24 protein-coding genes are annotated in these 23,975 nt (G+C 70.6%); 11 read left to right on the top strand and 13 right to left on the bottom strand.

Annotated elements, in window-relative coordinates:
• Window positions 1–142 precede the first annotated feature (142 nt).
• The 4 genes from M2157_RS33605 to M2157_RS33590 all read right to left on the bottom strand — a co-directional run bounded on the left by M2157_RS33605 (window position 143) and on the right by M2157_RS33590 (window position 1,785).
• Window positions 143–607, bottom strand: a complete 465-nt coding sequence (locus M2157_RS33605; RefSeq protein ID WP_280867088.1) for a pyridoxamine 5'-phosphate oxidase family protein — start codon at window positions 605–607, stop codon at window positions 143–145.
• A gap of 1 nt (window position 608) precedes the next feature.
• Window positions 609–923, bottom strand: coding sequence for a hypothetical protein (locus M2157_RS33600; RefSeq protein WP_280867087.1), 315 nt, complete (start codon window positions 921–923; stop codon window positions 609–611).
• A gap of 31 nt (window positions 924–954) precedes the next feature.
• Window positions 955–1,113 carry a hypothetical protein gene (locus tag M2157_RS33595; RefSeq protein WP_280867086.1) on the bottom strand — a complete coding sequence of 53 codons (159 nt, stop codon included), beginning with the start codon at window positions 1,111–1,113 and terminating at the stop codon, window positions 955–957.
• Between the two features lie 192 nt (window positions 1,114–1,305).
• Window positions 1,306–1,785, bottom strand: a complete 480-nt coding sequence (locus tag M2157_RS33590) for an ATP-binding protein (RefSeq protein ID WP_348541813.1) — start codon at window positions 1,783–1,785, stop codon at window positions 1,306–1,308.
• Between the two features lie 93 nt (window positions 1,786–1,878).
• Here M2157_RS33590 and M2157_RS33585 point away from each other — a divergent pair, with 93 nt between their 5' ends.
• Together M2157_RS33585 and M2157_RS33580 are read left to right on the top strand one after the other, a co-directional pair.
• Complete coding sequence (locus M2157_RS33585; RefSeq protein ID WP_280867085.1) at window positions 1,879–2,706, top strand: helix-turn-helix transcriptional regulator; 828 nt, start codon at window positions 1,879–1,881, stop codon at window positions 2,704–2,706.
• Window positions 2,687–2,869, top strand: coding sequence for a DUF397 domain-containing protein (locus M2157_RS33580; RefSeq protein WP_280867084.1), 183 nt, complete (start codon window positions 2,687–2,689; stop codon window positions 2,867–2,869). The genes M2157_RS33585 and M2157_RS33580 overlap by 20 nt, the downstream gene beginning before the upstream one ends.
• Here M2157_RS33580 and M2157_RS33575 read toward each other — a convergent pair.
• Window positions 2,853–4,022: a steroid 3-ketoacyl-CoA thiolase gene (locus M2157_RS33575; protein ID WP_280867083.1), complete on the bottom strand. Its 1,170-nt coding sequence runs from the start codon at window positions 4,020–4,022 to the stop codon at window positions 2,853–2,855. The genes M2157_RS33580 and M2157_RS33575 overlap by 17 nt on opposite strands.
• Window positions 4,023–4,263: 241 nt before the next feature.
• Here M2157_RS33575 and M2157_RS33570 point away from each other — a divergent pair, with 241 nt between their 5' ends.
• A complete protein-coding gene (locus M2157_RS33570) occupies window positions 4,264–5,502 on the top strand; it encodes a cytochrome P450 (RefSeq protein ID WP_280867082.1) in 1,239 nt (412 codons plus the stop codon).
• Here the strand turns inward: M2157_RS33570 and M2157_RS33565 are convergent.
• Window positions 5,489–7,537: a bifunctional glycosyltransferase 87/phosphatase PAP2 family protein gene (locus M2157_RS33565; RefSeq protein WP_280867081.1), complete on the bottom strand. Its 2,049-nt coding sequence runs from the start codon at window positions 7,535–7,537 to the stop codon at window positions 5,489–5,491. The genes M2157_RS33570 and M2157_RS33565 overlap by 14 nt on opposite strands.
• A gap of 311 nt (window positions 7,538–7,848) precedes the next feature.
• On the opposite strand from M2157_RS33565, the gene proP reads away from it, so the two are divergent.
• Window positions 7,849–9,213 carry a glycine betaine/L-proline transporter ProP gene (gene proP / locus M2157_RS33560; RefSeq protein ID WP_280867080.1) on the top strand — a complete coding sequence of 455 codons (1,365 nt, stop codon included), beginning with the start codon at window positions 7,849–7,851 and terminating at the stop codon, window positions 9,211–9,213.
• An 86-nt stretch (window positions 9,214–9,299) separates the two neighbouring features.
• The gene (locus tag M2157_RS33555; RefSeq protein ID WP_280857286.1) at window positions 9,300–9,971 is read left to right on the top strand and encodes an O-methyltransferase; all 672 of its coding nucleotides are present in this window, start codon (window positions 9,300–9,302) and stop codon (window positions 9,969–9,971) included.
• A 10-nt stretch (window positions 9,972–9,981) separates the two neighbouring features.
• On the opposite strand, the gene M2157_RS33550 is transcribed toward M2157_RS33555, so the two are convergent.
• The 4 genes from M2157_RS33550 to M2157_RS33535 form a co-directional block, all read right to left on the bottom strand.
• Entirely contained in the window at window positions 9,982–10,374 is a 393-nt protein-coding gene (locus M2157_RS33550; RefSeq protein WP_020116060.1) for a hypothetical protein, read from the bottom strand.
• A 154-nt stretch (window positions 10,375–10,528) separates the two neighbouring features.
• A complete protein-coding gene (locus M2157_RS33545) occupies window positions 10,529–11,218 on the bottom strand; it encodes a hypothetical protein (protein ID WP_280867079.1) in 690 nt (229 codons plus the stop codon).
• 5 nt (window positions 11,219–11,223) lie between these two features.
• The gene (locus M2157_RS33540; RefSeq protein WP_280857288.1) at window positions 11,224–11,919 is read right to left on the bottom strand and encodes a hypothetical protein; all 696 of its coding nucleotides are present in this window, start codon (window positions 11,917–11,919) and stop codon (window positions 11,224–11,226) included.
• A gap of 84 nt (window positions 11,920–12,003) precedes the next feature.
• Window positions 12,004–14,049 carry an MDR family MFS transporter gene (locus tag M2157_RS33535; RefSeq protein WP_280867078.1) on the bottom strand — a complete coding sequence of 682 codons (2,046 nt, stop codon included), beginning with the start codon at window positions 14,047–14,049 and terminating at the stop codon, window positions 12,004–12,006.
• A gap of 158 nt (window positions 14,050–14,207) precedes the next feature.
• Between M2157_RS33535 and M2157_RS33530 the strand changes: the two genes are divergently transcribed.
• Window positions 14,208–15,152 (top strand): peptidoglycan-binding domain-containing protein, encoded by a 945-nt coding sequence (locus tag M2157_RS33530; protein WP_280867077.1) that lies wholly within the window; start codon window positions 14,208–14,210, stop codon window positions 15,150–15,152.
• Window positions 15,153–15,241: 89 nt separating this feature from the next.
• Here M2157_RS33530 and M2157_RS33525 read toward each other — a convergent pair whose 3' ends face one another.
• Both M2157_RS33525 and M2157_RS33520 read right to left on the bottom strand, forming a co-directional pair.
• Window positions 15,242–15,910, bottom strand: a complete 669-nt coding sequence (locus M2157_RS33525; protein ID WP_280867076.1) for an HAD-IA family hydrolase — start codon at window positions 15,908–15,910, stop codon at window positions 15,242–15,244.
• Between the two features lie 191 nt (window positions 15,911–16,101).
• On the bottom strand, window positions 16,102–16,683 hold the full coding sequence (locus tag M2157_RS33520; RefSeq protein WP_280857292.1) for a TMEM165/GDT1 family protein: 582 nt from the start codon (window positions 16,681–16,683) through the stop codon (window positions 16,102–16,104).
• A gap of 345 nt (window positions 16,684–17,028) precedes the next feature.
• Here M2157_RS33520 and M2157_RS33515 point away from each other — a divergent pair, with 345 nt between their 5' ends.
• The 5 genes from M2157_RS33515 (at window position 17,029) to M2157_RS33495 (ending at window position 22,873) form a co-directional block, all read left to right on the top strand.
• Window positions 17,029–17,673, top strand: a complete 645-nt coding sequence (locus M2157_RS33515) for an HNH endonuclease family protein (RefSeq protein ID WP_280857293.1) — start codon at window positions 17,029–17,031, stop codon at window positions 17,671–17,673.
• Window positions 17,674–17,744: 71 nt separating this feature from the next.
• Window positions 17,745–19,415, top strand: a complete 1,671-nt coding sequence (locus M2157_RS33510) for an alkaline phosphatase D family protein (protein WP_280867075.1) — start codon at window positions 17,745–17,747, stop codon at window positions 19,413–19,415.
• Window positions 19,416–19,593: 178 nt separating this feature from the next.
• Window positions 19,594–21,552 (top strand): FAD/NAD(P)-binding protein, encoded by a 1,959-nt coding sequence (locus M2157_RS33505; RefSeq protein WP_280867074.1) that lies wholly within the window; start codon window positions 19,594–19,596, stop codon window positions 21,550–21,552.
• Window positions 21,553–21,639: 87 nt separating this feature from the next.
• A complete protein-coding gene (locus M2157_RS33500; protein WP_280857296.1) occupies window positions 21,640–22,089 on the top strand; it encodes a DoxX family protein in 450 nt (149 codons plus the stop codon).
• A gap of 172 nt (window positions 22,090–22,261) precedes the next feature.
• The gene (locus M2157_RS33495) at window positions 22,262–22,873 is read left to right on the top strand and encodes a VTT domain-containing protein (RefSeq protein WP_280867073.1); all 612 of its coding nucleotides are present in this window, start codon (window positions 22,262–22,264) and stop codon (window positions 22,871–22,873) included.
• Between the two features lie 57 nt (window positions 22,874–22,930).
• Here M2157_RS33495 and M2157_RS33490 read toward each other — a convergent pair whose 3' ends face one another.
• The gene (locus M2157_RS33490; RefSeq protein ID WP_280867072.1) at window positions 22,931–23,824 is read right to left on the bottom strand and encodes a helix-turn-helix transcriptional regulator; all 894 of its coding nucleotides are present in this window, start codon (window positions 23,822–23,824) and stop codon (window positions 22,931–22,933) included.
• Window positions 23,825–23,975: the final 151 nt, after the last annotated feature.

Here is a 23,975-nt window from a genome sequence, read left to right as displayed (position 1 = left end):
ACCCGTCCCCCCACGCCCGCCTCCGCCGAACCGCGAGCCACCGGCGACCGCCCTCGCCATGGCCGGCGCCGTCCGCTGCCTCCGCCGGGCCGCCGCCACGATGGACCGCACTCCCGAATGCCGGGTGCAGCCCGCTGGACGCTCAGCCCGGATCCACCGCCACCCGGTGATCCGGGCGCCCGTCCTTCGCCAGCATCGAGTGCGCCTCGGCCACCGCCCGGTAGAGCCGCATCCCGGAGTCGCCGCGCACGTCGTCGAGGGTCCAGACCCGCCCGCCGTGCTCCAGCGACCGCCGGGAGAAGACCTCCAGCGCGTTGATTGCCGCCGTCCCCTCCACTACCTCGGACGCGGCGGCGGGCATGTACACACCCTGCCCGGTGCCGATCTCCACCGACGAGTCGAAGACCGCGATCCCCACCTCGGGCCGCACCGCGATGTTCCGCGAGTGAACCGCCTCCGGCGAGGACACCCAGAAGAACTCCCGGCACCCCACATGCGCGAAGTAGACCGGCGTACTCCAGGGCCGCCCCTCCGCGTCCGCCGTGGCCAGCACCAGGTACCGGCTCGCGTCGACGATCCCTCGTGCGTTCTCCGCCGTAGGCCTCATGTCAGCGGCTCCTTCGGTACGTCAGCGCGAAGTCCGTCTCCCACTGCGCCGACCCGTCCTTCGACTGCTCCCAGACGCCGTGGATGCTGTCGCCGTCCGCGCTCAGCCGCCCGGTGAAACGCTGCCGGAAGGACAGCGGGGAGAAGTCCTCCTCCTCTCGCAGCAACTGCCACACCTCGCCGTCGAAGGTCATCCCGTACAGGCGTACAACCCCCCGCGCGTCGAAGTAATGCTGCGTGTACGCCCCCGTCTCCGGCTCGACCGACACGATCGACGTACTGTCCGGCGCGGGGTCCGGCGCCTCGGTCCGCTGCACCAGGAACTGCCCGTCCAGCGCCCACTCGAACTCACTCCGCCCGACCCCCCACCGCCTGCCGGGGAAACTCCGCCTCCACCACCCACTCCCCGACCAGAACCCGCAGCCGCTCCAGAGCCTCCTGCCGTACCGTCGCGCCCATCGCGAACACCTCCTCGCAGTGATGACCGCACAGGAGGGCCGAAGTCATCGGTGGGTCGACAGGCCCGCCGCCCACCCCTGCCGGAGGAGAGCGCGGGGAGGTGGTTAACCGCCGAGACGTACGACGTGGAGACCTGGACGGCGAAGGCCCAGCCCTCGATCGACCCGGCCCGCACCACCGCGTCCATCGAGCGCCGCAGGAATCCGAGTTCCGCCACGGCCCCCTGGGCCTCGTGCCGGGTCAGCGGAAAGACGGACTCGCGCCGGGCACCGAGTCGCCGGAGCAGGGGCGTGACGGCGAAGGACACCCAGCGGAGTTTGTGGATGCCGGGTTCTTCACACACTCGAACCAGACAACTTTTCCGCCACCAGATCTCGGTCCCACGCCCCACTTGTCCACGACGGCGTCCAGCAGCGCGAGGCCGCGGCCGTGTTCGGCCTCCGCGTCCGACTCGGACGCCGGCAGCGGGAGTTCGGGCACCCCGTCCGCGACCTCCACCCGAACACCGGACTCCAGCCGCAGCACGAGCACCACACACCGACGGTCCGGCACATGGCGTACGACATTGGCGACCAGCTCCGTCACGCCGAGCTCGGCGGCGTCGCACAGCGGGGTCAGCCCCCACTCGTCCAGCAGCGAGCGGACGATCCGGCGGATGTGTCGGGCGGAGTGTTCGCCCGCGGTGAGGGACAGGCGCCACTGGGGAATGTAGGAGTTCACGGGACGAGCGTGACCTCGCATGACTACGCTGGGCTATCGAACGGACACAACTGGTTGAGCCGTGGACCCAGTTACCCGAGAGGGGACCTTCGCGTGACCGGCATTCACTCCCTCGACCCCGGCGCCTCACCCGGCGACTACTACGGTTTCGAGCTGCGCCGACTCCGAGAAGCCGCCCACCTGACCCAGCGTCAACTCGGCGACATCCTCAGCTACACCGGCTCACTGGTCGGCCAGATCGAGACGGCGAGGAAGGTCCCGACACCGGAGTTCAGCGAGCGGGCGGACGCGGCGCTGGGGTCGGACGGGCTGCTGACCCGTCTCGTCGACCTGGTGCTGCGCAGCCAACTTCCCGCCTGGTTTCAGCAGGTTGCCGAACTGGAGGCACGGGCGACCGAGATCTGCACCTTCCAGGCCACCATGATCCACGGACTGCTGCAGACCCCCGCCTACGCCCGCGCCACACTCAGCGCACTCCGACGGAACAACCTCGACGACCGCACCGCCGTACGACTGGCTCGTCAGCGGATCTTCGAAAAGGAAGAGCCACCGGTCTTCTGGATGGTCATCAGCGAGGCCGCGCTGTACCAGGAGATCGGCGACGAGGAAACGATGCGTGGCCAACTGACCCATCTGTTGTCCTTCGAGAGCGATCCCCGGATCAACATCCAGGTGCTGCCGTTCTCCGCAGGGGCGCACGCCGGACTGACTGGCTCGTTCAACCTCTACCGATTCGGCGGCGACCACACCATCGTCTACACGGAGGGATACGGCAGCGGACATCCGACCGCGAATCCGGACACCGTCAAGGACTGCTCGCTCCGTTACGATCATCTTCGAGCCGCCGCTCTATCCCTCAAGGACTCGGCGGAGTTGATCCGGCGCGCGATGGAGGACCGCTATGGAGAGCAACTGGCGTAAGTCCAGCTACAGCAGCGACCAGGGCGGTGATTGCGTGGAGATCGCCGAGACGACCAGCACCGTATCCGTCCGCGACTCCAAGACCCCGGCGGGACCGATCCTCACGATCGACCCCGCCGCCTTCACCAGCTTCGTCGACTGGACGTCTACAACCGCTGGATGATCGTGCCGGTGGCCAGTCCGCCCCCCGCACACATCGTGATCAGCGCGAACTCCTTGTCCGCGCGCTCCAGTTCATGCAGGGCCGTCGTGATGAGCCGGGCCCCGGTGGCTCCCACCGGGTGCCCGAGCGCGATCGCGCCGCCGTTGACGTTGACCTTCTCCAGGCCCTGCTCGAAGACCTGGGCCCAGCTGAGCACCACGGACGCGAAGGCCTCGTTGATCTCGACGAGGTCGATGTCCTTCAGGGACATGCCCGCCTTGCCGAGCACCGCACGGGTCGCGTCGATCGGACCGTCGAGGTGGAAGTGCGGGTCGGCCCCGACCAGCGCCTGTGCCACGATCCGGGCCCGCGGCTTCAGCTTCAGCGCCCGCGCCATCCGCTTCGACGCCCACATGATCGCCGCGGCGCCGTCGCTGATCTGGGAGGAGTTGCCCGCCGTGTGGATCGCCGTCGGCATGACCGGCTTGAGGCCCGCCAGCGCCTCCATGGACGTGTCGCGCAGCCCCTCGTCCCGGTCGACCAGACGCCACATGCCCTGCCCGGCGCGCTGTTCGTCCTCGGTGGTCGGCACCTGGACCGCGAACGTCTCCCGCTTGAAGCGCTCCTCGGACCAGGCGACGGCCGCCCGCTCCTGCGAGACCAGACCGAGCGAGTCGACGTTCTCGCGGGTCAACCCCCGGTGGCGTGCGATGCGTTCGGCCGCCTCGAACTGGTTCGGCAGGTCGACGTTCCACTCGTCCGGGAACGGCTTCCCGGGCCCTTGCTTCGACCCCGACCCCAGCGGCACCCGGGACATCGCCTCGACACCGCAGCTGATGCCGACGTCGATGACCCCGGCCGCGACCATGTTGGCGACCATGTGGGAGGCCTGCTGGGACGAGCCGCACTGGCAGTCGACCGTCGTCGCCGCCGTCTCGTACGGCAGCCCGACGGTCAGCCAGGCGGTGCGCGCGGGGTTCATGGACTGTTCGCCGGCGTGGGTGACCGTGCCGCCGACGATCTGTTCCACCGCGTCGGCGGGGATGCCGGTACGGCCGAGGAGTTCACGGTAGGTCTCGCCCAACAGGTAGGCGGGATGCAGATTGGCGAGCGCGCCGCCGCGCCTGCCGATGGGAGTGCGGACGGCTTCGACGATCACGGGTTCGGCGGCCATGGGTGCGGGTCCTCTCCTCCGAACGGATCCATGGAACTTCCGTAGCACACGCATAACTAGTACGTGTTCTACTTCGCGCTGCTTTGCAGTCTGCTGACGAGCTGCCCACCACCGCAAGGGTCGTGCACACAATTGAGGGCTCCGTGCCCCTTGCCACTTGTAGAACCCGTTATTACCTTCACGGCAGCTCTGTTCCTGATGGGCCGTCAGAAAGCTGTCGAACGGCTGGAGTGAGTTGCCGATGTCGTGTCCAGCGCTTCCCGACGGGTTCGACTTCACCGACCCCGACCTGCTGCAAAGTCGCGTACCGCTGCCGGAGTTCGCCGAACTGCGCCGGGCCGAACCGGTGCGCTGGATCCCCCAGCCGGGGAACGTCGCCGGCTTCCAGGACGAGGGGTACTGGGCGGTCACCCGGCACGCGGACGTCAAGTACGTCTCCACCCACCCGGAGATCTTCTCGTCGTACCTCAACACGGCGATCATCCGCTTCAACGAACGCATCGATCGCGACGCGATAGACGCGCAACGGCTGATCCTGCTCAACATGGACCCGCCCGAGCACACCCGCGTCCGCGGAATCGTCCAGCGCGTCTTCACCCCGAGGGCCATCCGCGCCCTGGAGGAACGCCTCCGCAACCGCGCCCTGTCGATCGTCGACACCGCGCGGGCCCTGCCCGGCGCCTCCTTCGACTTCGTCACCCAGGTCGCCTGCGAACTGCCCCTCCAGGCCATCGCCGAGCTCATCGGCATCCCGCAGGACGACCGGGCGAAGATCTTCGACTGGTCCAACAAGATGATCTCGTACGACGATCCGGAGTACGCGATCAGTGAGGAGGTCGGCCAGGAGTCGGCCATGGAGGTCATCGCCTACGCGATGAACATGGCGGCCGACCGCAAGCAGTGCCCGGCGAAGGACATCGTCACGACCCTGGTGGCGGCGGAGGACGAGGGCAACCTGAACTCCGACGAGTTCGGCTTCTTCGTGCTGATGCTGGCGGTCGCGGGCAACGAGACGACCCGCAACGCCATCACCCATGGCATGCACGCCTTCCTCACCCACCCCGACCAGTGGGAGCTCTACAAGGCGGAGCGCCCCTCGACGGCGGCGGAGGAGATCGTCCGCTGGGCCGCCCCGGTCAACTCCTTCCAGCGCACGGCCACCCAGGACACCGAGCTGGGCGGCAAGCAGATCAAGAAGGGCGACCGCGTGGGCATCTTCTACGCCGCCGCCAACCACGACCCCGAGGTCTTCGAGAACCCGGACGTCTTCGACATCACCCGCGACCCCAACCCGCACCTCGGCTTCGGCGGCGGAGGCCCGCACTACTGCCTCGGCAAGTCCCTGGCGGTCCTGGAGATCGACCTGATCTTCAACGCGATCGCCGACGCCATGCCGAACCTCCGCGCAGCCGGCGACCCACGCCGCCTGCGCTCGGCGTGGATCAACGGCGTCAAGGAACTCCAGGTCACCCTGAGCTGACTCCTGTCCCGGTGTTCCGGGCCGACCGCTTCACCAGGCGGTCGGCCCGCTCCGCGTCGGCCTCCGCGGCAACGGCCACCACCCGGGCCCGCGGCCCCTGGAACAGATACGACAGCCCGAACCCACCGGCGACGACCGCCGCGCCCCCCGCCGCATCCAGCACCCAGTGGTTACCGGTGGCCACGATCGCCGAAACGGTGAACAGCGGGTGCAGCAGCCCGAGCCCCTTCATCCACCACCGGGGCGCGATGATCGCGATGACGACCCCGCACCACAGCGACCACCCGAAGTGCAGCGAGGGCATCGCCGCGTACTGGTTGGTCAGGGCGGTCAAGGTCCCGTAGTCCGGCTTGGAGAAGTCCTGTACGCCGTGCACGGTGTCGATGACCCCCAGCCCCGGCATGAGCCGCGGCGGTGCCAGCGGATAGAGCCAGAACCCGACGAGGGCCAGCAGGGTCGTGAAGCCGAGCGAGGCCCGGGCCCACCGGTAGTCCCCCGGCCGCCGCCAGTACAGGACGGCCAGCACGCTCAGCGGCACCACGAAGTGGAAGGACTCGTAGTAGAAGTCGAAGAAGTTCCGCAGCCAGTCGACCTTGACGACCGCGTGGTTGGCCCAGTGCTCGATGTCGATGTGCAGCCACTGCTCGAGGTCGAGGATCTGCCGGCCGTGCTCCTCGGCGGTGGCCCGCCCCGCGGAGTTGCTTCCGCCGGTGGCCGCGAGTCTGACCTGCTGGTAGGCGGCGTAGGTGACACGAATCAGCAGCAGCTCGAGGAGCAGATTCGGCCGGGTCAGCACCCGCCGCAGGAACGGCAGCAGCGGCACCCGCCGCAGCCGCGCGGGTACCGGCGCGGCGTAGTCCGTGGGGATCGGCGCCTGGTAGTACGGCGAGGTCCGCGACAGGAAGGGAATCACCGTGGCGGCGGCGAGCGCGGCCAGCAGCACCACGTTGTCCCGCAGGGTGTACAGCGCCGAGATGTGCGGCAGCATCATCGACGCCGGGAGGGTCATCACCACGACGACGGCCACGGGCCACACGTACCGGTCGGAGGCGCGCTTGCCGACCCGCCCGACGACCGCGAGCAGCACCCACAGCAGCTGGTGCTGCCAGGTGGTCGGCGAGACGGCGATCGCCGCGCACCCGGTGATCGCGACGGCGAGCAGCAGCTGGCCGTCACGGGCGTAGCGCACGGCCCGCCGCACGCCCAGCGCGGCGACGGCCACACCCAGGACCAGGAAGAGGGAGATCTCCAGCGGTCCGGCCACACCCAGACGCAGCAGCAGGCCGTGCAGTGACTGGTTGGAGAGGTCGTCGGCGGGACCGCCGAGTCCGGTGCCCGCGATGTGGTGCACCCAGTAGGTGTACGAGTCGTGCGGCATCGCGGCCCAGGCCAGCGCGGTGCCGGCGGCGAAGGTCGCGCCCGTGGTCAGGGCGCCCCGGCGGCGGCCGGTGAACCAGAGCAGGGGCGCGAAGAGCAGGACCGTGGGCTGGAGGGCGGCGGCGAGACCGATGAGCAGGCCGCTGAGCCGCTCACCTCGTACGACGAAGCAGGCGACCAGGACCAGCAGGACGGGCATGATGCTGGTCTGCCCGAGGTAGAGCGTGTTGCGCACGGGCAGCGACAGCATGAGAAGGCTGATCGCGACCGGCGCGGCGAGCAGGGAGGTGCGGCGGTCGACCGGCTGGGGGAGAGCGCGGGCGGCGACGAGGCCGAGGGCGACGACCAGGAGCAGGGTGCCGAAGGTCCAGCCCCAGCCGAGAGCCTGTTCGGCGGCACGGGTGAGCGGCTTCAGGACGAGTCCCCCGAACGGGGTACCGGTGAACTGCGTCGAGTCGTACAGCGAACCCTTCACATGCAGGACGCCGTCCGGGCCGACCCAGGTCTCCAGGTCCGTCAGCCGCTCGCCTCTGGGGGTACTGAGGACGACGGCCACCTGTCTGACGGCGAGGAACGCGGCCACCAGCCACAGGGCCAGCCTGGCCGCGCGCAGCCGCGCCTGGACCTCCGTAGTCCCACTGTGCTCCGCATTCGCCACGCCTCGTCGGCCTCTCAATTCCGGTCGTGCCATGCGTCCGAGAGGAAGGACGCAGGCAACCCCGGCTTCACCTGACGTCCGCCTCCATTTGTCCGAATGACGATAGTCCGCCGCGAGTGCCGTCGCTCAGCCAGGCGCGAGATGGATCACATGCGCTCCGGGAAGACACGCCCCTGACCAGGCACGGGATACCTGCATACAGCACATTTATGCACGCTCCGCGACCGGAACCGAGCAGTACGTGAACCCGGCAAGTCCACCTATGGTCGCTTTTTGCCCTTGTCCCCGTCGAAAGGCAGGCGAGCGAAGTTTTGCCGAGTGCCCCAGCCCTCACCCATCCCGTCCACGCCCCTCGCGACCCCGACACCCCCGATGCCGTCGTCGTCGATCCGGCCCTCGTGAAGCGTGCCGTCAAGGCCGCCGCACTGGGCAACGCCATGGAGTGGTTCGACTTCGGCGTCTACAGCTACATCGCCGTCACCCTGGGCAAGGTCTTCTTCCCGTCCGGCGATCCGACCGCCCAGCTCCTGTCGACGTTCGGCGCCTTCGCCGCGGCCTTCCTCGTCCGCCCGCTCGGCGGCCTGGTCTTCGGCCCGCTGGGCGACCGGGTGGGCCGCCAGAAGGTCCTCGCCGTGACCATGATCATGATGGCGGCCGGCACCTTCGCCATCGGCCTGATCCCGTCGTACGCCACGATCGGCGTCGGCGCCCCGCTGCTGCTCCTGGCCGCCCGCCTGGTCCAGGGCTTCTCCACCGGCGGCGAGTACGCGGGCGCGTCCACCTTCATCGCCGAGTACGCGCCCGACAAGAAGCGCGGCTTCCTCGGCAGCTGGCTGGAGTTCGGCACGCTGGCCGGTTACATCGCCGGCGCCGGTCTGGTCACGCTGATGACGGCCCTGCTGTCCACCGAGGACCTGGTGTCCTGGGGCTGGCGGATCCCGTTCCTGATCGCGGGCCCGATGGGCGTCATCGGCCTCTATCTGCGGCTGCGCCTGGAGGAGACCCCGGCGTTCGCGGCGGAGGCCGAGAAGGCCGAGTCGAGCCGCCCGAAGGTCCCGCTGCGCGAGATGATCACCGGCCAGTGGCAGGCCCTGCTGCTCTGCGTGGGTCTGGTCCTGGTCTTCAACGTCACCGACTACATGCTGCTGTCGTACATGCCGAGCTATCTGACCAGCGAGCTGAAGTACGACGAGACACACGGCCTGCTCGTCGTCCTCGCGGTGATGGCGCTGATGATGGTCGTCCAGCCCTTCGCGGGCGCCCTGAGCGACCGCGTCGGCCGCCGCCCGGTGATCGCCGCGGGCTGCGCGGGCTTCCTGCTGCTCTCGGTACCGGCCCTGCTGCTGATCCGTCAGGGCAGCCTGTTCGCGATCGCGCTCGGCATGGGCGCGCTGGGCCTGCTCCTGGTCTGCTTCACGGCGGCGATGCCCTCGGCCCTCCCGGCCCTCTTCCCGACCCGGGTGCGCTACGGCTCCCTCTCGGTGGGCTTCAACATCTCGGTGTCCCTCTTCGGCGGCACGACCCCGCTGGTGGTGACGGCCCTGATCGGCGCGACCGGGAACATGATGATGCCCGCCTACTACATGATGGCCGCGGCCGTGATCGGCGGCGTGGCGGTGTGGTTCATGACGGAGTCTGCGGGCCGGCCACTGCCGGGCTCGCCGCCGCAGCGGTAATCCGCTGACAGAGACCGGGTGCCGGACTATATTCGTTAGCGCAACTAGTTAGCTGCTCTAACTAGACATATGAAAGGCACAGGTGCATGAGCGAGTCGAAGCTCTGGGACGACGTCGACGACTACTTCACCACCCATCTGGCCCCGGAGGACGATGCACTCCGGGCGGCCTTGCGCGACAGCGAGGCCGCCGGCCTGCCGTCCATCGCCGTGACGGCACCACAGGGCAAGCTTCTTCAGCTCCTGGCCCAGATCCAGGGCGCCCGCACGGTCCTGGAGCTCGGCACGCTCGGCGGCTACAGCACGATCTGGCTGGCCCGCGCCCTGCCCGCCGACGGCCGTCTGGTCTCACTGGAGTACAGCCCGGTCAACGCCGAGGTCGCGAACCGCAACATCGCCCGCGCGGGCCTCGACAAGATCGCCGAGGTGCGGGTGGGCCCGGCCCTGGAGTCCCTGCCCCAGCTGGCCGACGAGAACCCGCCCCCCTTCGACCTGGTCTTCATCGACGCCGACAAGGGCAACAACCCGCACTACGTGGAGTGGGCGCTCAAGCTCACCAGCGCGGGCAGCCTGATCGTGGTGGACAACGTCGTACGGGGCGGCCGGGTCGCCGATCCCGGCAACCCCGCCTCCGACGTCCAGGGCACCCGCACCGCGCTCGAACTGATCGGACAGCACCCGAGGCTGAGCGCCACGGCGATCCAGACGGTGGGCAGCAAGGGCTACGACGGCTTCGCGCTGGCGCGCGTGCTGCCGTGACCCGGCACGCTCACACCTCGTGGTAGAAGCCGACGTTGACGCTGCGCGGGGCGGTGCGGTCACGGATGACGATCTCGCCGTTGCCGCCCCTGGGCAGCGTCACGGAGCCGCCGTAGACCAGCGGCTGCGCGTAAGCCCCGGCCACCAGCTGTACCTCGGACGAGGGATCGGGCTGCGAGCCCTGGAGCCAGGTCACCTGCCAGACGCCCTCGGGCCCGCACAGGAACTCCAGGTGCACCCGGGAGACGAACAGCCAGTCGTCGGGCGTCGCGAGCCGGCACACGGACTTGTCCCGGCCCACCCGCAGCACGGTGCCCGGGTCACTGGGCGCGTCGGCCATCTGCATCCCGGCCGTGGCACCCTCCTCCGCCGCGGTGACGACGGCCATGGTGAGTTCGAGCACGTGCGCTCCTCCTGGGTCCTTGCGCGGCAGCCCCGTTGGCCCACCGCCGCCGCATGATAAATCGCCCGGCACGGTCGTGTCCGGTGCAAGGCACCCAAGACCGGCCTGCCGCCCGACTCCGGGCGACAGGCCGGTCGTACGCATGAACGATGCGTCAGCTGTGCAGCAGCCGCTCCGTCAACTCACGGTAGTCCCGCAGCGCCAGCCGGAGTTGCTCGGTGTCGCCGGCGCCGACCGCCTTGTCGTCCCGGCCGCCGTCACCGGTCTGCCAGGAGTTGCGCAGCGTGCGCCGACGCTGCTTCACGGCATCGGTGAACCGGGCGGCGACCTCCTCCAGCACGTGGTCGGCCTCCTCGACGGCGGACCGGGGCTCGTCCACGAACCCGGCTACGGCGTGCTGGAGCCGCGTACTGAGCTTGTCGCACTCCTCGTGCGGCAGCAGCCGGGCCTCGTGGCCCTCGGGGCGCGAGGACCCGCCCACGCCGGTCCCGACGCCGCCGACGGCGTCGGAAGCGGCGTCCCGCCCCCGCTCGGTCTCACGACCGAGACCGGAGGACTTGTCGCGGCCGGGAACCGGGTCGGCGCCGAAGCCGCCCTCGTCACCCCGCCCGGGAGGCGTCATCGCGCCCGGTACGGACTCCCGACGGTCCCCACGGCCCCCACGGTCCTCTTCCGCGCCACGAGGCACACCCGCCGGGCGTCCCGTCACGGACCCCCGGGCGTCCGGTGCCTCGGTCGGTGCCTCGGTCTCGGCGGGAGTCACTAGGGGGCTGCGAGCACCCGAGGGGTCGCCTGTGGTCCGGCCCCTCCGCTCCTCGCCCGCCCCGCTCACGGCATCCGTCATGTCACTCAACTCCCCTTCGCGTGACGCCTGTTGAATGCCCACGGCAGGTGCCCCCGGCCGTCACTGCGACCGTCGCGGGGCTGACCCGCGCGCACGTGGGACTCGTCGGTGGGTGTACGGGACTCCTCGCGGCTCCGCGCCGGGCGGACGAGGTCCTCGAAGAGGGCCCGCGCCTCCACCATGGCGGCGCGCATCTCCTCCGTGTTCGTCCTGCCGTCGCCGTCCTGCCGGGCGTTCGTGCGGGCACCCGCCACCGCGTGCACCCGCCGGTAGCCGTGCACATGGTCCGCGTGGTGCACGGACAGTGCGTTGAACTGTTCCTCGTACTGCCCGCCGTCCGGGAAGCCCCGGGCCTTGGCGAGCTCGGCGAGCAGCCGGTCCGCCTCGGCGACGGCCTCCCGAGGAGAGTCGACGAAGCGTTCCTGGGCGGCCGCCCAGCGGTCCTCGTACCGCTGGCGCTCCGCCGGTTCCAGTGGCTGCTCGCGCAGGGATCCATGCCGCTCGACGCGCTCGGCGAGTTCGCGCTCGGCGGCCTTCTCGTCCCCGTCGTGCCGGGCAACGGCGCGGTCGTACTCGGGCCCGAAGCGTCGCTTCAGGCCCCGGCCGTGCTGCGGGCCCCGGCCACGCAGGGTCAGGACGGCCGCCACGACTACGACGGCCGCCACGATCACGATCAGAGCGATGATCAGGCCTGTTGACATGTCTGCCGGGTTGCCCTGAACGGTTTGTTCAAACCGTCTCCGCATGTGTGCAGACGGTATCGGGCCATGACCTGGGAGGCCGCCTCAGGAGAACCGGGCCGTCGGCCCCTCGTGCGGCTGTTCCCGGTCGGAGCCGCACAACTCGTCGTTCAGATCCTTCACCAGCTGGGCGAGATCAGTGGGCCGGTCGGGCCCCCACCAGTCCCCCAGCAACTCCCCCAACGACGCCTCCCGGGCCGCCGCGAGCCGCGCGGCGACCTCGTGGCCCGGCTCGGTGAGCAGCAGATCAAGCCCCTCCCGCGTCGCCAGCCCCCGCCCCTCCACCTGCCGCGCCCCCTCGATGATCGCGCTCAGCGGCACGGACGTGCGCTCGGCGAGCAGCGCCGGTTCCACCCACCCGTACTTCCGCATCCGCAGCACCAGCCAACTCGACGCGGGCAACAGGTCGTACCCGGCCCGCGTGGTGATGTCCCGGTAGACCTCCCGCCGCCCCTCCCGGGTCCCGAGCACCGACAACGCCCGGCACACCTCGTCGTACGACGACCGCTGCACGGGGTTGCTGGCCAGCGTCTCCGTGACGTCGGGTGCGGTGACCGACCCCCGCAGCCGGTCCTCCTTGAGGAACCACGCGAGCACGAACCCGAGGAACGCCACGGGCGCGGCGTAGAGGAAGACGTCGGTGATCGACGAGGCGTACGCGTGCAGTGCCTCGGGCCGCACCGAGCCCGGCAGCTCCGCGAGCCCCCGGGAATCGGCCTCGAGCCCCGAGACCGAGATTCCGGGCGGCAGTTGGGCGCCCCGCAGGGCCTCGGCCAGCTTGTCCCCGAGGCGGTTCGCGAACACGGTCCCGAAGATGGCGACCCCGAAGGACGCCCCGATGGACCGGAAGAAGGTCGCGCCGGACGTGGCGACGCCGAGATCCTCGTACGACACGGCGTTCTGCACGATCAGCACGAGCACCTGCATGACCAGCCCGAGCCCCAGCCCGAACACGCAGAAGTAGAGGCTCATCACCCAGGTGGAACTGCTCTCGTCGAGCCGGTGCAGAAGCAGCAGCCCGAGCGTGGTGACCGCGGTCCCGGCCACCGGGAACACCTTCCAGCGCCCGGTACGGCTGACGATCTGCCCGGAAACGGTCGAGGACAGCAGCAGCCCGAACACCATGGGCAGCATGTGCACACCGGACATCGTCGGTGAGACACCCTGCACCACCTGGAGGAAGGTGGGCAGATAGGTCATGGCCCCGAACATCGCGAAGCCGACGATGAAGCTGATGACGGCGGACAGGGTGAAGGTCCGCACCCGGAACAGTTTCAGGGGCAGCACGGGCTCGGCGGCCCGCCGCTCGACCCCCACGAACGCGACCGCCAGCAGCACCCCCAGCACCGCGAGCCCGACGATCTGGAGCGACCCCCACGCCCAGGTGTTCCCGCCCAGCGAAGCCACCAGCACCAGACACGTGGCGACGGCGGCGATGAGAAAGGTCCCGAGGTAGTCGATGACGTGCTTCGTCGACTTACGGGGAATCCGCAGCACCACGGCGATCACGGCCAGCGCGACCACGCCCACCGGAAGGTTGACGTAGAAGACCCACCGCCAGCTCAGATGCTCGGTGAACAGCCCGCCCAGCAACGGCCCGAGCACGCTCGTCGCCCCGAACACGGCTCCGAACAGCCCCTGATAGCGCCCCCGTTCGCGCGGCGGAACGAGATCGCCGACGATCGCCATCGACAACACCATCAACCCGCCGCCGCCCAGCCCCTGCAGGGCCCGGAAGGCGATCAACTGGGTCATGTCCTGGGCCATGCCGCACAGGGCGGACCCGATCAGGAAAATCACGATCGCGGTCTGGAACAACCGCTTGCGCCCGTACTGGTCCCCGAGCTTGCCCCACAGCGGCGTGGCGGCCGTGGACGCCAGCAGATACGCGGTCACCACCCACGACAGGTGCTCCATGCCGCCGAGATCGCTGACGATCGTGGGCAGCGCGGTGGACACGATCGTCTGGTCCAGCGCGGCGAGCAGCATCCCGAGGAGCAGGGCCCCGATGGAGACGAGGACGTTGCCGGAGACGTGTTGTTCTTGTTCGTCTCTCACATTCCCCGTCATACCGTGCGGGTGCGCGGCCATGAAGACCTCCTGTGGCTCTCGTTACGTCCATCGTGATCGGTGTGACCGGTTATGGCCTGTTGAGTCCTGTTGGAAGCCGGTATTCCGGGGGCTTCCGAGAGTCGGCTGTGGAGGGGTTCTGCATAATCGCTGGAGTTTGTGAGGGGAGGGACGAACACATGGCGGAGTCGAACGGCCATCTGTGCCCGGAGTGCGGGGCGCCGAGAGGGACCGACAACACCCCGTCCTGCGGGTGCAACCAGCGCGCGTCGGACGCACTGCGGGACACGCGTACAGCGGAGGCGGCCGCGGCGGAGGACTTCGATCCGCTGCGCATACGGCCGTACGTGGAGTTGGACGACGAGACCGCACCGGTGCCGAAGGCGCCCGCGCCGGACGCCACGATGCCGTTACGCGTGCCGGCACCGCCGCCGACCGCCCCGAGCCGCACGGACCTGAACCTGTTCGAGGTGGAGGCGGACTCCTCCGCACCCGGCCGGACCACCGACGGGCCGCCGCGCCGCACCCGACGCCGTACCGTCCTCCTCGCCGCCGCCGGGGCGGTCGTGACGGTCGCCGCCGCGACCGCCTTCGCCGGCGGGCTGTTCACGTACGAGTCGCCGTCGCGGGACGAGGCGGCACGGAAGAACGTACGGCCGGCGGTCCCGGATGCGACGACGACCGCGGCGTCGGCGTCCCCGTCCACGGCAGCGGCGTCCGTACGGCCGTCCTCCGCGCCCCCGTCCGCCACGGCGAGCGCGAGTCCGTCGGCCTCCCCGTCCCCGTCGAGGTCCAGCGCCTCGCCCAGCCCGTCACTGTCCGCCGAGCCCTCGGCGACCCCGACGGCCTCCGCCGCGACGGATTCGGCGGCCGGGTCCGACGCGGCACGCGAGGTCGCTCCGCAGGTTCTGCGGCGCGGGTCCGAGGGGCCGGAGGTCGTCGAGCTCGAGCTGCGGCTCACCCAGGTCGGGCTGTACGCGCGCAAGGCGAGCGGGCACTACAACGAGGGGGTCGAGGACGCGGTCGCCGCGTATCAGTGGCAGCGGGGGATTCAGGTGCCGGAGCACGGGGTGTACGACCTGGCGACCCGGGAGCGGCTGGAGTCGGAGACCACTGAGCCATAGGTGATTTTGCGGATGCGGGGCGGTGGGGGCTGGTCGCGCCCACGCGGCGGTAGCCGCAGACAGGCACAGCCCCGCGCCCCTAAAAACTCTTACTTCACGTAGATCCGGAGCATGCCGTCTGCCTGCGCTTCCACCCTCACCCGCGTCAGATCCTCCACCACCACATCCGGCCCGTGCACCGCGGCTCGCGCCCCGACTCCCACGACCCTCATCCCGGCCGCCTTGCCGGCGGCGATTCCCGCCCCGGAGTCCTCGAAGACGATGCAGTCGGCGGGCGCGACACCCAGCTCCGCCGCTCCCTTCAGGAAGCCCTCGGGGTCCGGCTTGCTCGCCCCCACGGACTCGGCGGTGACACGGACATCGGGCAGCCCCAGCCCCGCGGCCGCCATCCGGGCCGTGGACAGCGGGACGTCGGCCGAGGTCACCAGCGCGTGAGGCAGGTCCCGCAGGGAGGCCAGGAACTCGGGCGCGCCCGGTATCGCCACGACACCGTCCATGTCGGCGGTCTCCTCCGCGAGCATGCGCGCGTTGTCCGCGAGGTTCTGCTCCATGGGCCGGTCGGGCAGCAGGATCGCCATCGACGCGTGCCCCTGGCGGCCGTGGACGACCTTCATGACCTCGTCGGCGTCCAGTCCTTGGCGTTCGGCCCAGCGGCGCCAGATGCGCTCCACGACGGCGTCGGAGTTGACGAGGGTGCCGTCCATGTCGAGCAGGAGGGCGCGGGCGGTGAGCACGGTGGGGGCGGCGGTGGCCGTCATCGGCAGCTCCAAGACGCGGGACGTGGGGCTTCGGAGGTGTCTCCCCCGCACCCCCCGGAGGGACAAGGCGGCCCCGCCCGCCGGTCAGGGAAAACGGGCGGGAGCCACTTTGTTTCTCCACGGTACAAAATCCGGCGGGTTCCCGCCACCATCCCCGGAAACCGCCCGGATCAGTTCACCCACCGTTCAGCTCATCCGGCCACGGCCTCCCACAGGCTCCACAGCCCGAGCCCCAGCATCAGCAGCGCCGCGACCCTGGTGACGATCTTGAGCGGGACCCGCTTCATCAGCGCCTTTCCGCCGACGATGCCGAGACCGGCCACCGCCCACAGCGCGAGCACCGCGCCGAGACCGACGGAGAGCGGGTCGTCGTAACGGGCCGCGAGGTTCGCCGTCATGATCTGGGTCAGGTCCCCGAACTCGGCGACCAGGATGAGCATGAACCCGGCCCCGGCGACCTTCCAGAACGACTGGTCCTCGGGCCTGCGGATCTCCTCGTCGCCCTCGCCCTTCCTCAGCAGCAGGACGGCCGCGCCGCCGAGGAAGAGCACGCCCGTCAGCGCCTGCACGATCTGCTGCGGCAGCAGGGTCAGCACGCTGCCGGCCGCCACGGCGAGCGCGACATGCAGCGCGAAGGCGGCGGCGACGCCCGCGAAGACGTAGGAGGCGCGGTAACGGGTGCCGAGGACGAGGCCGGCGAGCGCGGTCTTGTCCGGCAGTTCGGCGAGGAAGACGACGCCGAAGACGACGGCCGTCACGGTGAAGCTGATCAAGGGTCCTCAATCGGTCGGGGCTGCCCCACCGAGAGTGTTCCTGCGAAACGACGCCTCGGCACGGCAGCACACAGTCAGTGCACTACTGGCCGAAGGTCTCGCTGGCGGGCCGCACGCGACCTGCCTCCGGGCGCCGGCTCAGACGAGCTGAGCAGTATGTCGACGGTCCGGCGAAGAGCTACTCCCCTTCAACGCCCCCCATCGTACGTGATCGTTTCGTCGTAAACCTTGTCGTGTCATGTACGCGTCACTAACTTCTTACCGAACGCACACCTCCCCGCAACGCGGAGCCGCGAGCATTCCCTCGCTCGCGCTTCAACATCCCCGCCCCCCAAGGGAGTTCGCATGTCGAAGTTCTACGCGCGTCGACGGCTCAGCATACTCGGAGCGCTCACCGCCCTCATAGCCTCCGTCGCGGTCCTCAACGGCCCGACCGCCTCCGCCGCCCTTCCCACGCCGGTCAGCGCGGCCACCGCCCGCACCTACCTCGCCTCGCTCACCGTGGCCACCGAGAACCGCACCGGCTACGACCGCGATCTCTTCCCGCACTGGATCACCCAGTCCGGCACCTGCAACACCCGTGAGGTCGTGCTCAAGCGCGACGGCACGAACGTCGTCCAGGACTCCGCCTGTGCCGCGACCAGCGGCAGCTGGTACTCCGTGTACGACGGCGCCACCTGGACCGTCGCCTCCGACCTCGACATCGACCACCTGGTCCCGCTCGCCGAGGCCTGGGACTCCGGCGCCAGTGGCTGGACCACGGCCCGGCGCCAGGCCTTCGCCAACGACCTGACCCGCCCGCAGCTCATCGCGGTGACGGACAACGTCAACCAGGCGAAGGGCGACCAGGACCCTGCCACGTGGATGCCGTCGGTCACCTCGTACCGCTGCACCTACGTCCGCGCCTGGGTCCAGGTGAAGTACTACTACGGTCTCTCCGTCGACTCGGCGGAGAAGAGCGCGCTCACGAGCTACCTCGCCAACTGCTGACGATTCCGTAACGGAACCTCCCCGCGGACCTCCGCCGTTCCGTACCGTACGGGGCGACGGAGGAGGATCACGTGGCCGAACTGCGGCTGGGACCACTGCTCAGGTACGTCGACGGCTCGTCCGCGACCGTGTGGGTCGAGACGAGCCGTCCGTGCACCGCCGAGGTGCGCTGCTCGGACGGCACCGGCGGCGAGGCCCCCACCTTCCAGATCGCGGGCCACTACTACGCCCTCGTCCCGGTCGACGGCCTGGCGCCGGGCACCGAGCGGTCGTACGAGGTGTTCCTGGACGGCACGCGCGTGTGGCCCCTGCCCGAGTCGCCGTTCCCAGCGTCCGTCATCCACACGCCCGCCGGCACGGACACTGTCCGCGTCGCCTTCGGCTCCTGCCGCTGGGCCTCGCCCCCGAAGGGCGAGAAGGACCCCGTGGGCCCCGACGCCCTGGACACCCTCGCGGCCCGTATCGCCGCCGACCCGGAGGGCGAACGGCCGGACGTCCTCCTGCTGCTGGGCGACCAGGTCTACGCCGACGAGACCTCACGGTCCACCCAGAGCTGGCTGGCCGCACGCCGCGATCTGAGCGACCCGCCGGGCAACCAGGTGGCGGACTACGAGGAGTACACCCACCTCTACTACGAGTCCTGGCTCGACCCCGAGGTGCGCTGGCTGCTGTCCACCGTGCCCAGCTGCATGATCTTCGACGACCACGACGTCATCGACGACTGGAACACCTCCGCCTCCTGGGTCGAGGACATGCGCGAAGTCTCCTGGTGGCGGGAGCGGCTGCTGAGCGGCCTGATGTCGTACTGGGTCTACCAGCACCTGGGCAACCTCCCCCCGGCCGAGCTCGCCGCCGACCCGCTCTACGCCGTCGTACGACGATCCCCGGACGGCACCGACGAGTTGCGCGACTTCGCCTGCCGGGCCGAGGCCGACGCGGCCTCCGTGCGCTGGAGTTACCGGCGCGACTTCGGCCGGGTGCGCCTGCTCATGGTGGACTCCCGCGCGGCCCGCGTCCTCGACGAGGAGAACCGCTCGATGCTGGACCCCGGCGAGGCCGAGTGGCTGCGCGGACAAATGCTGGAGGAGCGCGCCTCCTACGACCATCTCCTGATCGGCACCTCGCTGCCCTGGCTGCTGCCGCATCTGGTGCACCATGCCGAGGCGTGGGACGCCGCGCTGTGCCGGGGGGACCGAGGGGCGCGCTGGGCCCGGTTCGGGGAGAATCTGCGGCGGAAGGCGGACCTGGAGCACTGGGCGGCGTTCCCGGAGTCCTTCGCGGCGCTGGCGGACCTGATCGCCGAGGTGGGCTCGGGGCCCGAGGCGCCGGCGACGGTTCTGGTGCTGTCGGGGGACGTGCACCACGCGTACGTGGCCGAGCCGAAGTGGCACTCCGACGGACCCGAGGCCCGCGTCCTCCAGCTCACCTGCTCCCCCGTCCACAACTCGGTGCCCAGCTATATCCGGTTCGGCTTCCGCTTCGGCTGGAGCGCGACCGCGCGGGCACTCGGGCGGCTGCTCGCCCGGCACGGCGGCTGTGAGCAACCGCCGGTCTCCTGGCGGCACACGGGCGGCCCGTGGTTCGGCAACCAGCTCATGACGCTGACGCTGAGCGGGCGTTCGGCGCGGCTGCGGCTGGATCAGGCGCGGGAGTCGGGCGAGGGGCGGACGCGACTGGTGACGGTCTCGGAGTCGGAACTCACCGGCGGGAGCGGGCGCGAGGCGACCCGGCTCGCCCGGTAATCGCCCCCTTCCGGCCGTTTGTTGTGCCCGTGGCACGGGATGCGCGTGATGCATCCCACAGTCCAGGCCTCCCAGGCTCGGCACCCCCTACTCCCGGCGGCATGATGAGGCGGACCGTCCGCTTCCGGTGGAGCTCCACGGCTCCGCCACGCGCCCCACACGCCCGGGAGTCCCGCTCTTGCCCGCACCGACCACGGACCACGCGCCCGTCTCCGTCGCCCTGGTCGGCGCGGGGCCTCGCGGCACCAGCGTCCTGGAACGCCTCTGCGCCTCCGCCCCCGAACTCCTTCCGCCCGGCACCCACTTGACGGTCCACGTCATCGACCCGTCCCCACCGGGACCCGGCCGCGTATGGCGCCCCACTCAGTCCCCCGACCTCCTGATGAACACGGTGGCCTCCCAGGTCACCCTCTTCACCGACGAGACCGTGGACTGCGCGGGCCCGATACGCCGGGGGCCGAGCCTGCACGAGTGGGCTTGCGGGCGGTGGGGGACGGGGTGCGGGGCCGAGGGGGAGGCGGGGGCCGGCACGGGCTCGGCCGCCTGCGGCCCGCTCGGGCCCGATGACTATCCCAGCCGTGTTCAGTACGGGCGTTATCTGGAGTGGGTGTTCGCTCGGATCGTGCGGCAGGCGCCCGGGGCGGTGGGTGTGGAGGTGCACGCGGCGCGGGCCGTGCGGGTCGATGACGGCGTCGACGGGCGGCAGACGGTGACGCTGGACGACGGGACCGTGCTGTACGGACTGTCGGCCGTGGCGCTCGCCCAAGGACATCTGCCGGTCGTCGCCGACGCGCCCCAGCGCGGCCACACCGCCCACGCCGAACGCCACGGTCTGCGCCACGTCCCGCCCGCCAACCCGGCCGACGTGGACCTGTCCCGCATACGGCCGCACGAACCGGTGCTGCTGCGCGGCCTTGGCCTGAACTTCTTCGACCACATGGCCCTGCTGACCACCGGCCGCGGTGGCCGTTTCGTCCGCTCGGACACCGGCACCCTGCGCTATCTGCCCTCCGGCAACGAACCGCGCCTGTACGCCGGTTCGCGCCGCGGCGTCCCGTACCAGGCACGCGGCGACAACGCCAAGGGCCCCTACGGCCGCCACCTCCCCCTCGTCCTCACCGACGAGACGATCGCCCGCTTCCGCAAACGTGCCGACTCCGGCGAGGCCCCCGACTTCCTCACGGAGATATGGCCGCTGGTCGCGAAGGAGGTGGAGACGGTCTACTACGAAGCCCTCGTCGAGGACGGGGAGTTCAGGGACCGCTTCCTCGCCACGGACCACCGCGGTCCCGAAGAGGCCGCCGTACTGGACGAGTTCGGCATCCCGCACGCCAACCGCTGGTCCTGGGACCGCATTTCACGGCCGTACACCGGGCAGACCTTCACGGACCCCGGCAGCTGGCGGCACTGGCTCCTCGGCCATCTGCGCCAGGACGCCGCCGAGGCCGCGCTCGGCAATGTGGCCGGCCCTCTGAAGGCGGCCCTCGACGTCCTGCGGGACCTGCGCAACGAACTGCGGCAGATCGTCGACCACGGCGGCCTCCCGGGCCCGTCCCGCCGGGACCACCTGGACCGCTGGTACACCCCTCTCAACGCCTTCCTCTCCATCGGCCCGCCCCGCCGCCGCATCGAGGAACTGACCGCGCTGATCGAAGCGGGCACCGTGGACGTGCTGGGCCCACGCCTGGAGGTCCGCGAGGCAGAGGGCACGTGGGTGGCCCGCTCCCCTGAGGTACCAGGGTCCGCCGTCCACGTGACGACCCTCATAGAGGCGCGCCTTCCGGAACCGGATCTGCGGCGCACCGCCGACGACTTGCTCACCCGGCTGCTGAAGACGGGCCAGTGCCGCCCGCACACCGTGGACGGTTACGAGACCGGCGGCCTGGACGTCACCCGGCGGCCATATCACCTGATTGACCGTCAAGGACGGGCACACCCAAGGCGGTTCGCCTTCGGCGTGCCCACGGAGGGGGTGCACTGGGTGACCGCGGCCGGCGCCCGGCCAGGGGTGGATTCGGTCACGCTTTCGGACGCCGATGCGGTGGCGAGAGCCGTTCTACGTGCGACGGCGGGCGAAACAGGAGGGACCACAGAGGCAAACGAGTGGCCAAATGTTGAACTTGCAAGCATCGATTAGGGACACCTAACGTGGATGGCTCACTCGGTTCCATCCCCCTGGGGCGACCCCCCTGTGGGACCGACCCGACCGAAGGAGTCCCCCACAATGACCGGACGCCTGAACAGCGCCCAGCCATACGCCCTCGGCCTCTACCGCATCGTCGTCGGCCTGCTCTTCCTCTGTCACGGCGCCGCCTCCCTCTTCGGTGTCCTCGGCGGTGCCTCGGGCACCGACGGCGGCACCCTCGAAGCGGGCACCTGGCCCGGCTGGTACGCGGCCGTGATCCAGCTCGTCGGCGGCGGCCTCGTGATGCTCGGCCTCGGCACGCGCGTCGCCGCGTTCATCGCCGCGGGATCCATGGCGTACGCGTACTTCAAGGTGCACCAGCCCATGGCCCTGTGGCCCATGGAGAACGGCGGCGAGGCCGCGGCGATGTTCAGCTGGGCCTTCCTGCTGCTGGTGTTCACCGGGTCCGGCGCGTTCGGCCTCGACCGGCTGTTCGCGAAGCGCTCGGCCGAGGAACGGAAGCCGGCGGCGGAGCCCGTGGCCGTCTGAGGCGATCGCGTACGGTGCCCTCCCCCGCGTCCGTGGGGGAGGGCACCGGCGCGTTGGGACGCGGCAGCCGGGTGAACATGCCGCACCCATCTCATGAGCCCCCCGTGAATCTCCTGTCCCTGCCCCGGCGTACGCTGTATGGCTGTCTACGGGGGAATCACGGGGAGTCGCAGTGCTGGAGAATCTGGGGTCACTGACCGGCAGTCCATGGATCTACGTCATGGTCGCGCTGTCGGTGCTCCTCGACGTGTTCGTGCCGGTGCTGCCCAGCGGGGTGCTGGTCATCACGGCCGCGACGGCCGCGGCCGCGGGCAGTGCGGCGACCGGCAAGGTCCCGGACGTGATGGCCCTGATCCTCTGCGCGACGACCGCCTCCGTCCTGGGCGACCTGGCGGCGTACCGCCTCGCCTTCCGGGGCGGTGAGCGCCTCGACCGTGCGATCGCCCGCTCGCGTCGCCTCACCACGGCGCAGGAACGTCTCGGCGACGCGCTTTCCGCGGGCGGCGGGGCCCTGGTGGTCCTCGCCCGCTTCGCCCCCGCCGGCCGCTCGGTGGTCTCCCTCCTCGCCGGCACCGCCCACCGCCGGGCCCGTGACTTCCTCCCCTGGTCCGCCCTCGCGGGCCTGTCCTGGGCCGCGTACAGCGTCGCCCTCGGCTACTTCGGCGCCCACTGGCTGGGGGCGACCTGGCTGGCGACGGCGGTCTCGGTGGCGGCGCTGTTCGGCGCGGGAGCGGGGGCGGCGTATGTGATGCGACGACGCCCGGAGACGGCGCAGGCGCGATAGCGGCCGACGGCGGCGGCAGGACGTACGTCGGCTACGGGCCGGAGCAGACGCAGACGGTCAGCTCGGCCGCGGCACCGTGTTGTACGCCGAGGTGGCCGATGCAGCCATGTCGAGCAGGAGCAGGGCGTCGTGCTCGGGGGTGCCGGGTTCGGCGGTGTAGACACCGATGCGCTGCCCCGGGGTGCCTTCCACGTGCAATGACTGCGAGGCGAGGGTGACGGTCCCGACCTGGGGGTGCTGGAAGATCTTCTGCGCGGGCTTGCGGCCGGTGACTTCGTAGCGTTCCCACAGGCCCGCGAAGTCGGCGCTTTTCAGAAGCAGTTCGCCGACCAGGTTGGTCAGGTCGGGGGCGTCGGGGGCGGTGCCGGCGACGGCGCGCAGCCGGGCGACACAGCCGGTGACCTGGCGGTCCCAGTCCGGAAACAGGTCACGCGCGGCCGGATGGAGGAAGAGGTAGCGGGCGAGGTTGCGGTGCTTGACCGGCCAGCCCTCCAGGCCCGCGTAGAGGGCCAGGCCGCCGGGGTTCCAGGCCAGCATGTCCATGCTGCGGCTGATCACGTAGGCGGGGTTGGGGCGCAGCGACTCCAGCAGGAGCTTCAGGTGGGGGCGCACGGTGCGGCTCGGGGCCGGGGGCGGTTCGGGCGCGTACCGGGCCGCCCGGGCGGCGAGCTCGCGCAGGTGCTGGTGTTCCTGGTCGTCCATGTGCAGGGCGCGGGCGAGGGAGTCGAGGACGGCGGGGCTGGGTCGGGTCTCCTTGCCGCGTTCCAGGCGTACGTAGTAGTCGATGCTGATGCCCGCGAGGGTGGCCAGCTCCTCGCGGCGCAGGCCGGGGGTGCGGCGGATGCCGGCGCCGACGGTCAGGCCGACGTGTTCGGGGCTGGTCTGGGTGCGGCGGGCGCGCAGGTAGCGGCCCAGCTCGGCGCCCTCGCTGTGCACGCTCTGGGATGCCATGACTCCAGTCTCACCCGCCGGGCACCGGCTATGCGGGCGGGAGGGGGGCCCTGTCATTACCCCCGAAGAGCCCGCCCTGCCACCCCGGAGCGATCCGGGCGAGGGTGAATGAGGAAGAGCCGGCCCCTCGCGCCGCTCGGGCTTCGACCGG

Source organism: Streptomyces sp. SAI-127 (genome assembly GCF_029894425.1).
Lineage (GTDB): Bacteria > Actinomycetota > Actinomycetes > Streptomycetales > Streptomycetaceae > Streptomyces.
The sequence above is the reverse complement of the archived record's forward strand: the minus strand, read 5'-3'. Positions and strand labels throughout refer to the sequence as shown.

What these genes read in the sequence shown, in the direction of transcription:
- M2157_RS33605 (WP_280867088.1), bottom strand. Translation starts at nt 607, where the DNA reads ATGAGGCCTACGGCGGAGAACGCACGAGGGATCGTCGACGCGAGCCGG.
- M2157_RS33595 (WP_280867086.1), bottom strand. Translation starts at nt 1,113, where the DNA reads ATGACTTCGGCCCTCCTGTGCGGTCATCACTGCGAGGAGGTGTTCGCG.
- M2157_RS33580 (WP_280867084.1), top strand. Translation starts at nt 2,687, where the DNA reads ATGGAGAGCAACTGGCGTAAGTCCAGCTACAGCAGCGACCAGGGCGGT.
- M2157_RS33575 (WP_280867083.1), bottom strand. Translation starts at nt 4,022, where the DNA reads ATGGCCGCCGAACCCGTGATCGTCGAAGCCGTCCGCACTCCCATCGGC.
- M2157_RS33570 (WP_280867082.1), top strand. Translation starts at nt 4,264, where the DNA reads ATGTCGTGTCCAGCGCTTCCCGACGGGTTCGACTTCACCGACCCCGAC.
- M2157_RS33555 (WP_280857286.1), top strand. Translation starts at nt 9,300, where the DNA reads ATGAGCGAGTCGAAGCTCTGGGACGACGTCGACGACTACTTCACCACC.
- M2157_RS33545 (WP_280867079.1), bottom strand. Translation starts at nt 11,218, where the DNA reads ATGACGGATGCCGTGAGCGGGGCGGGCGAGGAGCGGAGGGGCCGGACC.
- M2157_RS33540 (WP_280857288.1), bottom strand. Translation starts at nt 11,919, where the DNA reads ATGTCAACAGGCCTGATCATCGCTCTGATCGTGATCGTGGCGGCCGTC.
- M2157_RS33535 (WP_280867078.1), bottom strand. Translation starts at nt 14,049, where the DNA reads ATGGCCGCGCACCCGCACGGTATGACGGGGAATGTGAGAGACGAACAA.
- M2157_RS33530 (WP_280867077.1), top strand. Translation starts at nt 14,208, where the DNA reads ATGGCGGAGTCGAACGGCCATCTGTGCCCGGAGTGCGGGGCGCCGAGA.
- M2157_RS33525 (WP_280867076.1), bottom strand. Translation starts at nt 15,910, where the DNA reads ATGACGGCCACCGCCGCCCCCACCGTGCTCACCGCCCGCGCCCTCCTG.
- M2157_RS33515 (WP_280857293.1), top strand. Translation starts at nt 17,029, where the DNA reads ATGTCGAAGTTCTACGCGCGTCGACGGCTCAGCATACTCGGAGCGCTC.
- M2157_RS33500 (WP_280857296.1), top strand. Translation starts at nt 21,640, where the DNA reads ATGACCGGACGCCTGAACAGCGCCCAGCCATACGCCCTCGGCCTCTAC.
- M2157_RS33490 (WP_280867072.1), bottom strand. Translation starts at nt 23,824, where the DNA reads ATGGCATCCCAGAGCGTGCACAGCGAGGGCGCCGAGCTGGGCCGCTAC.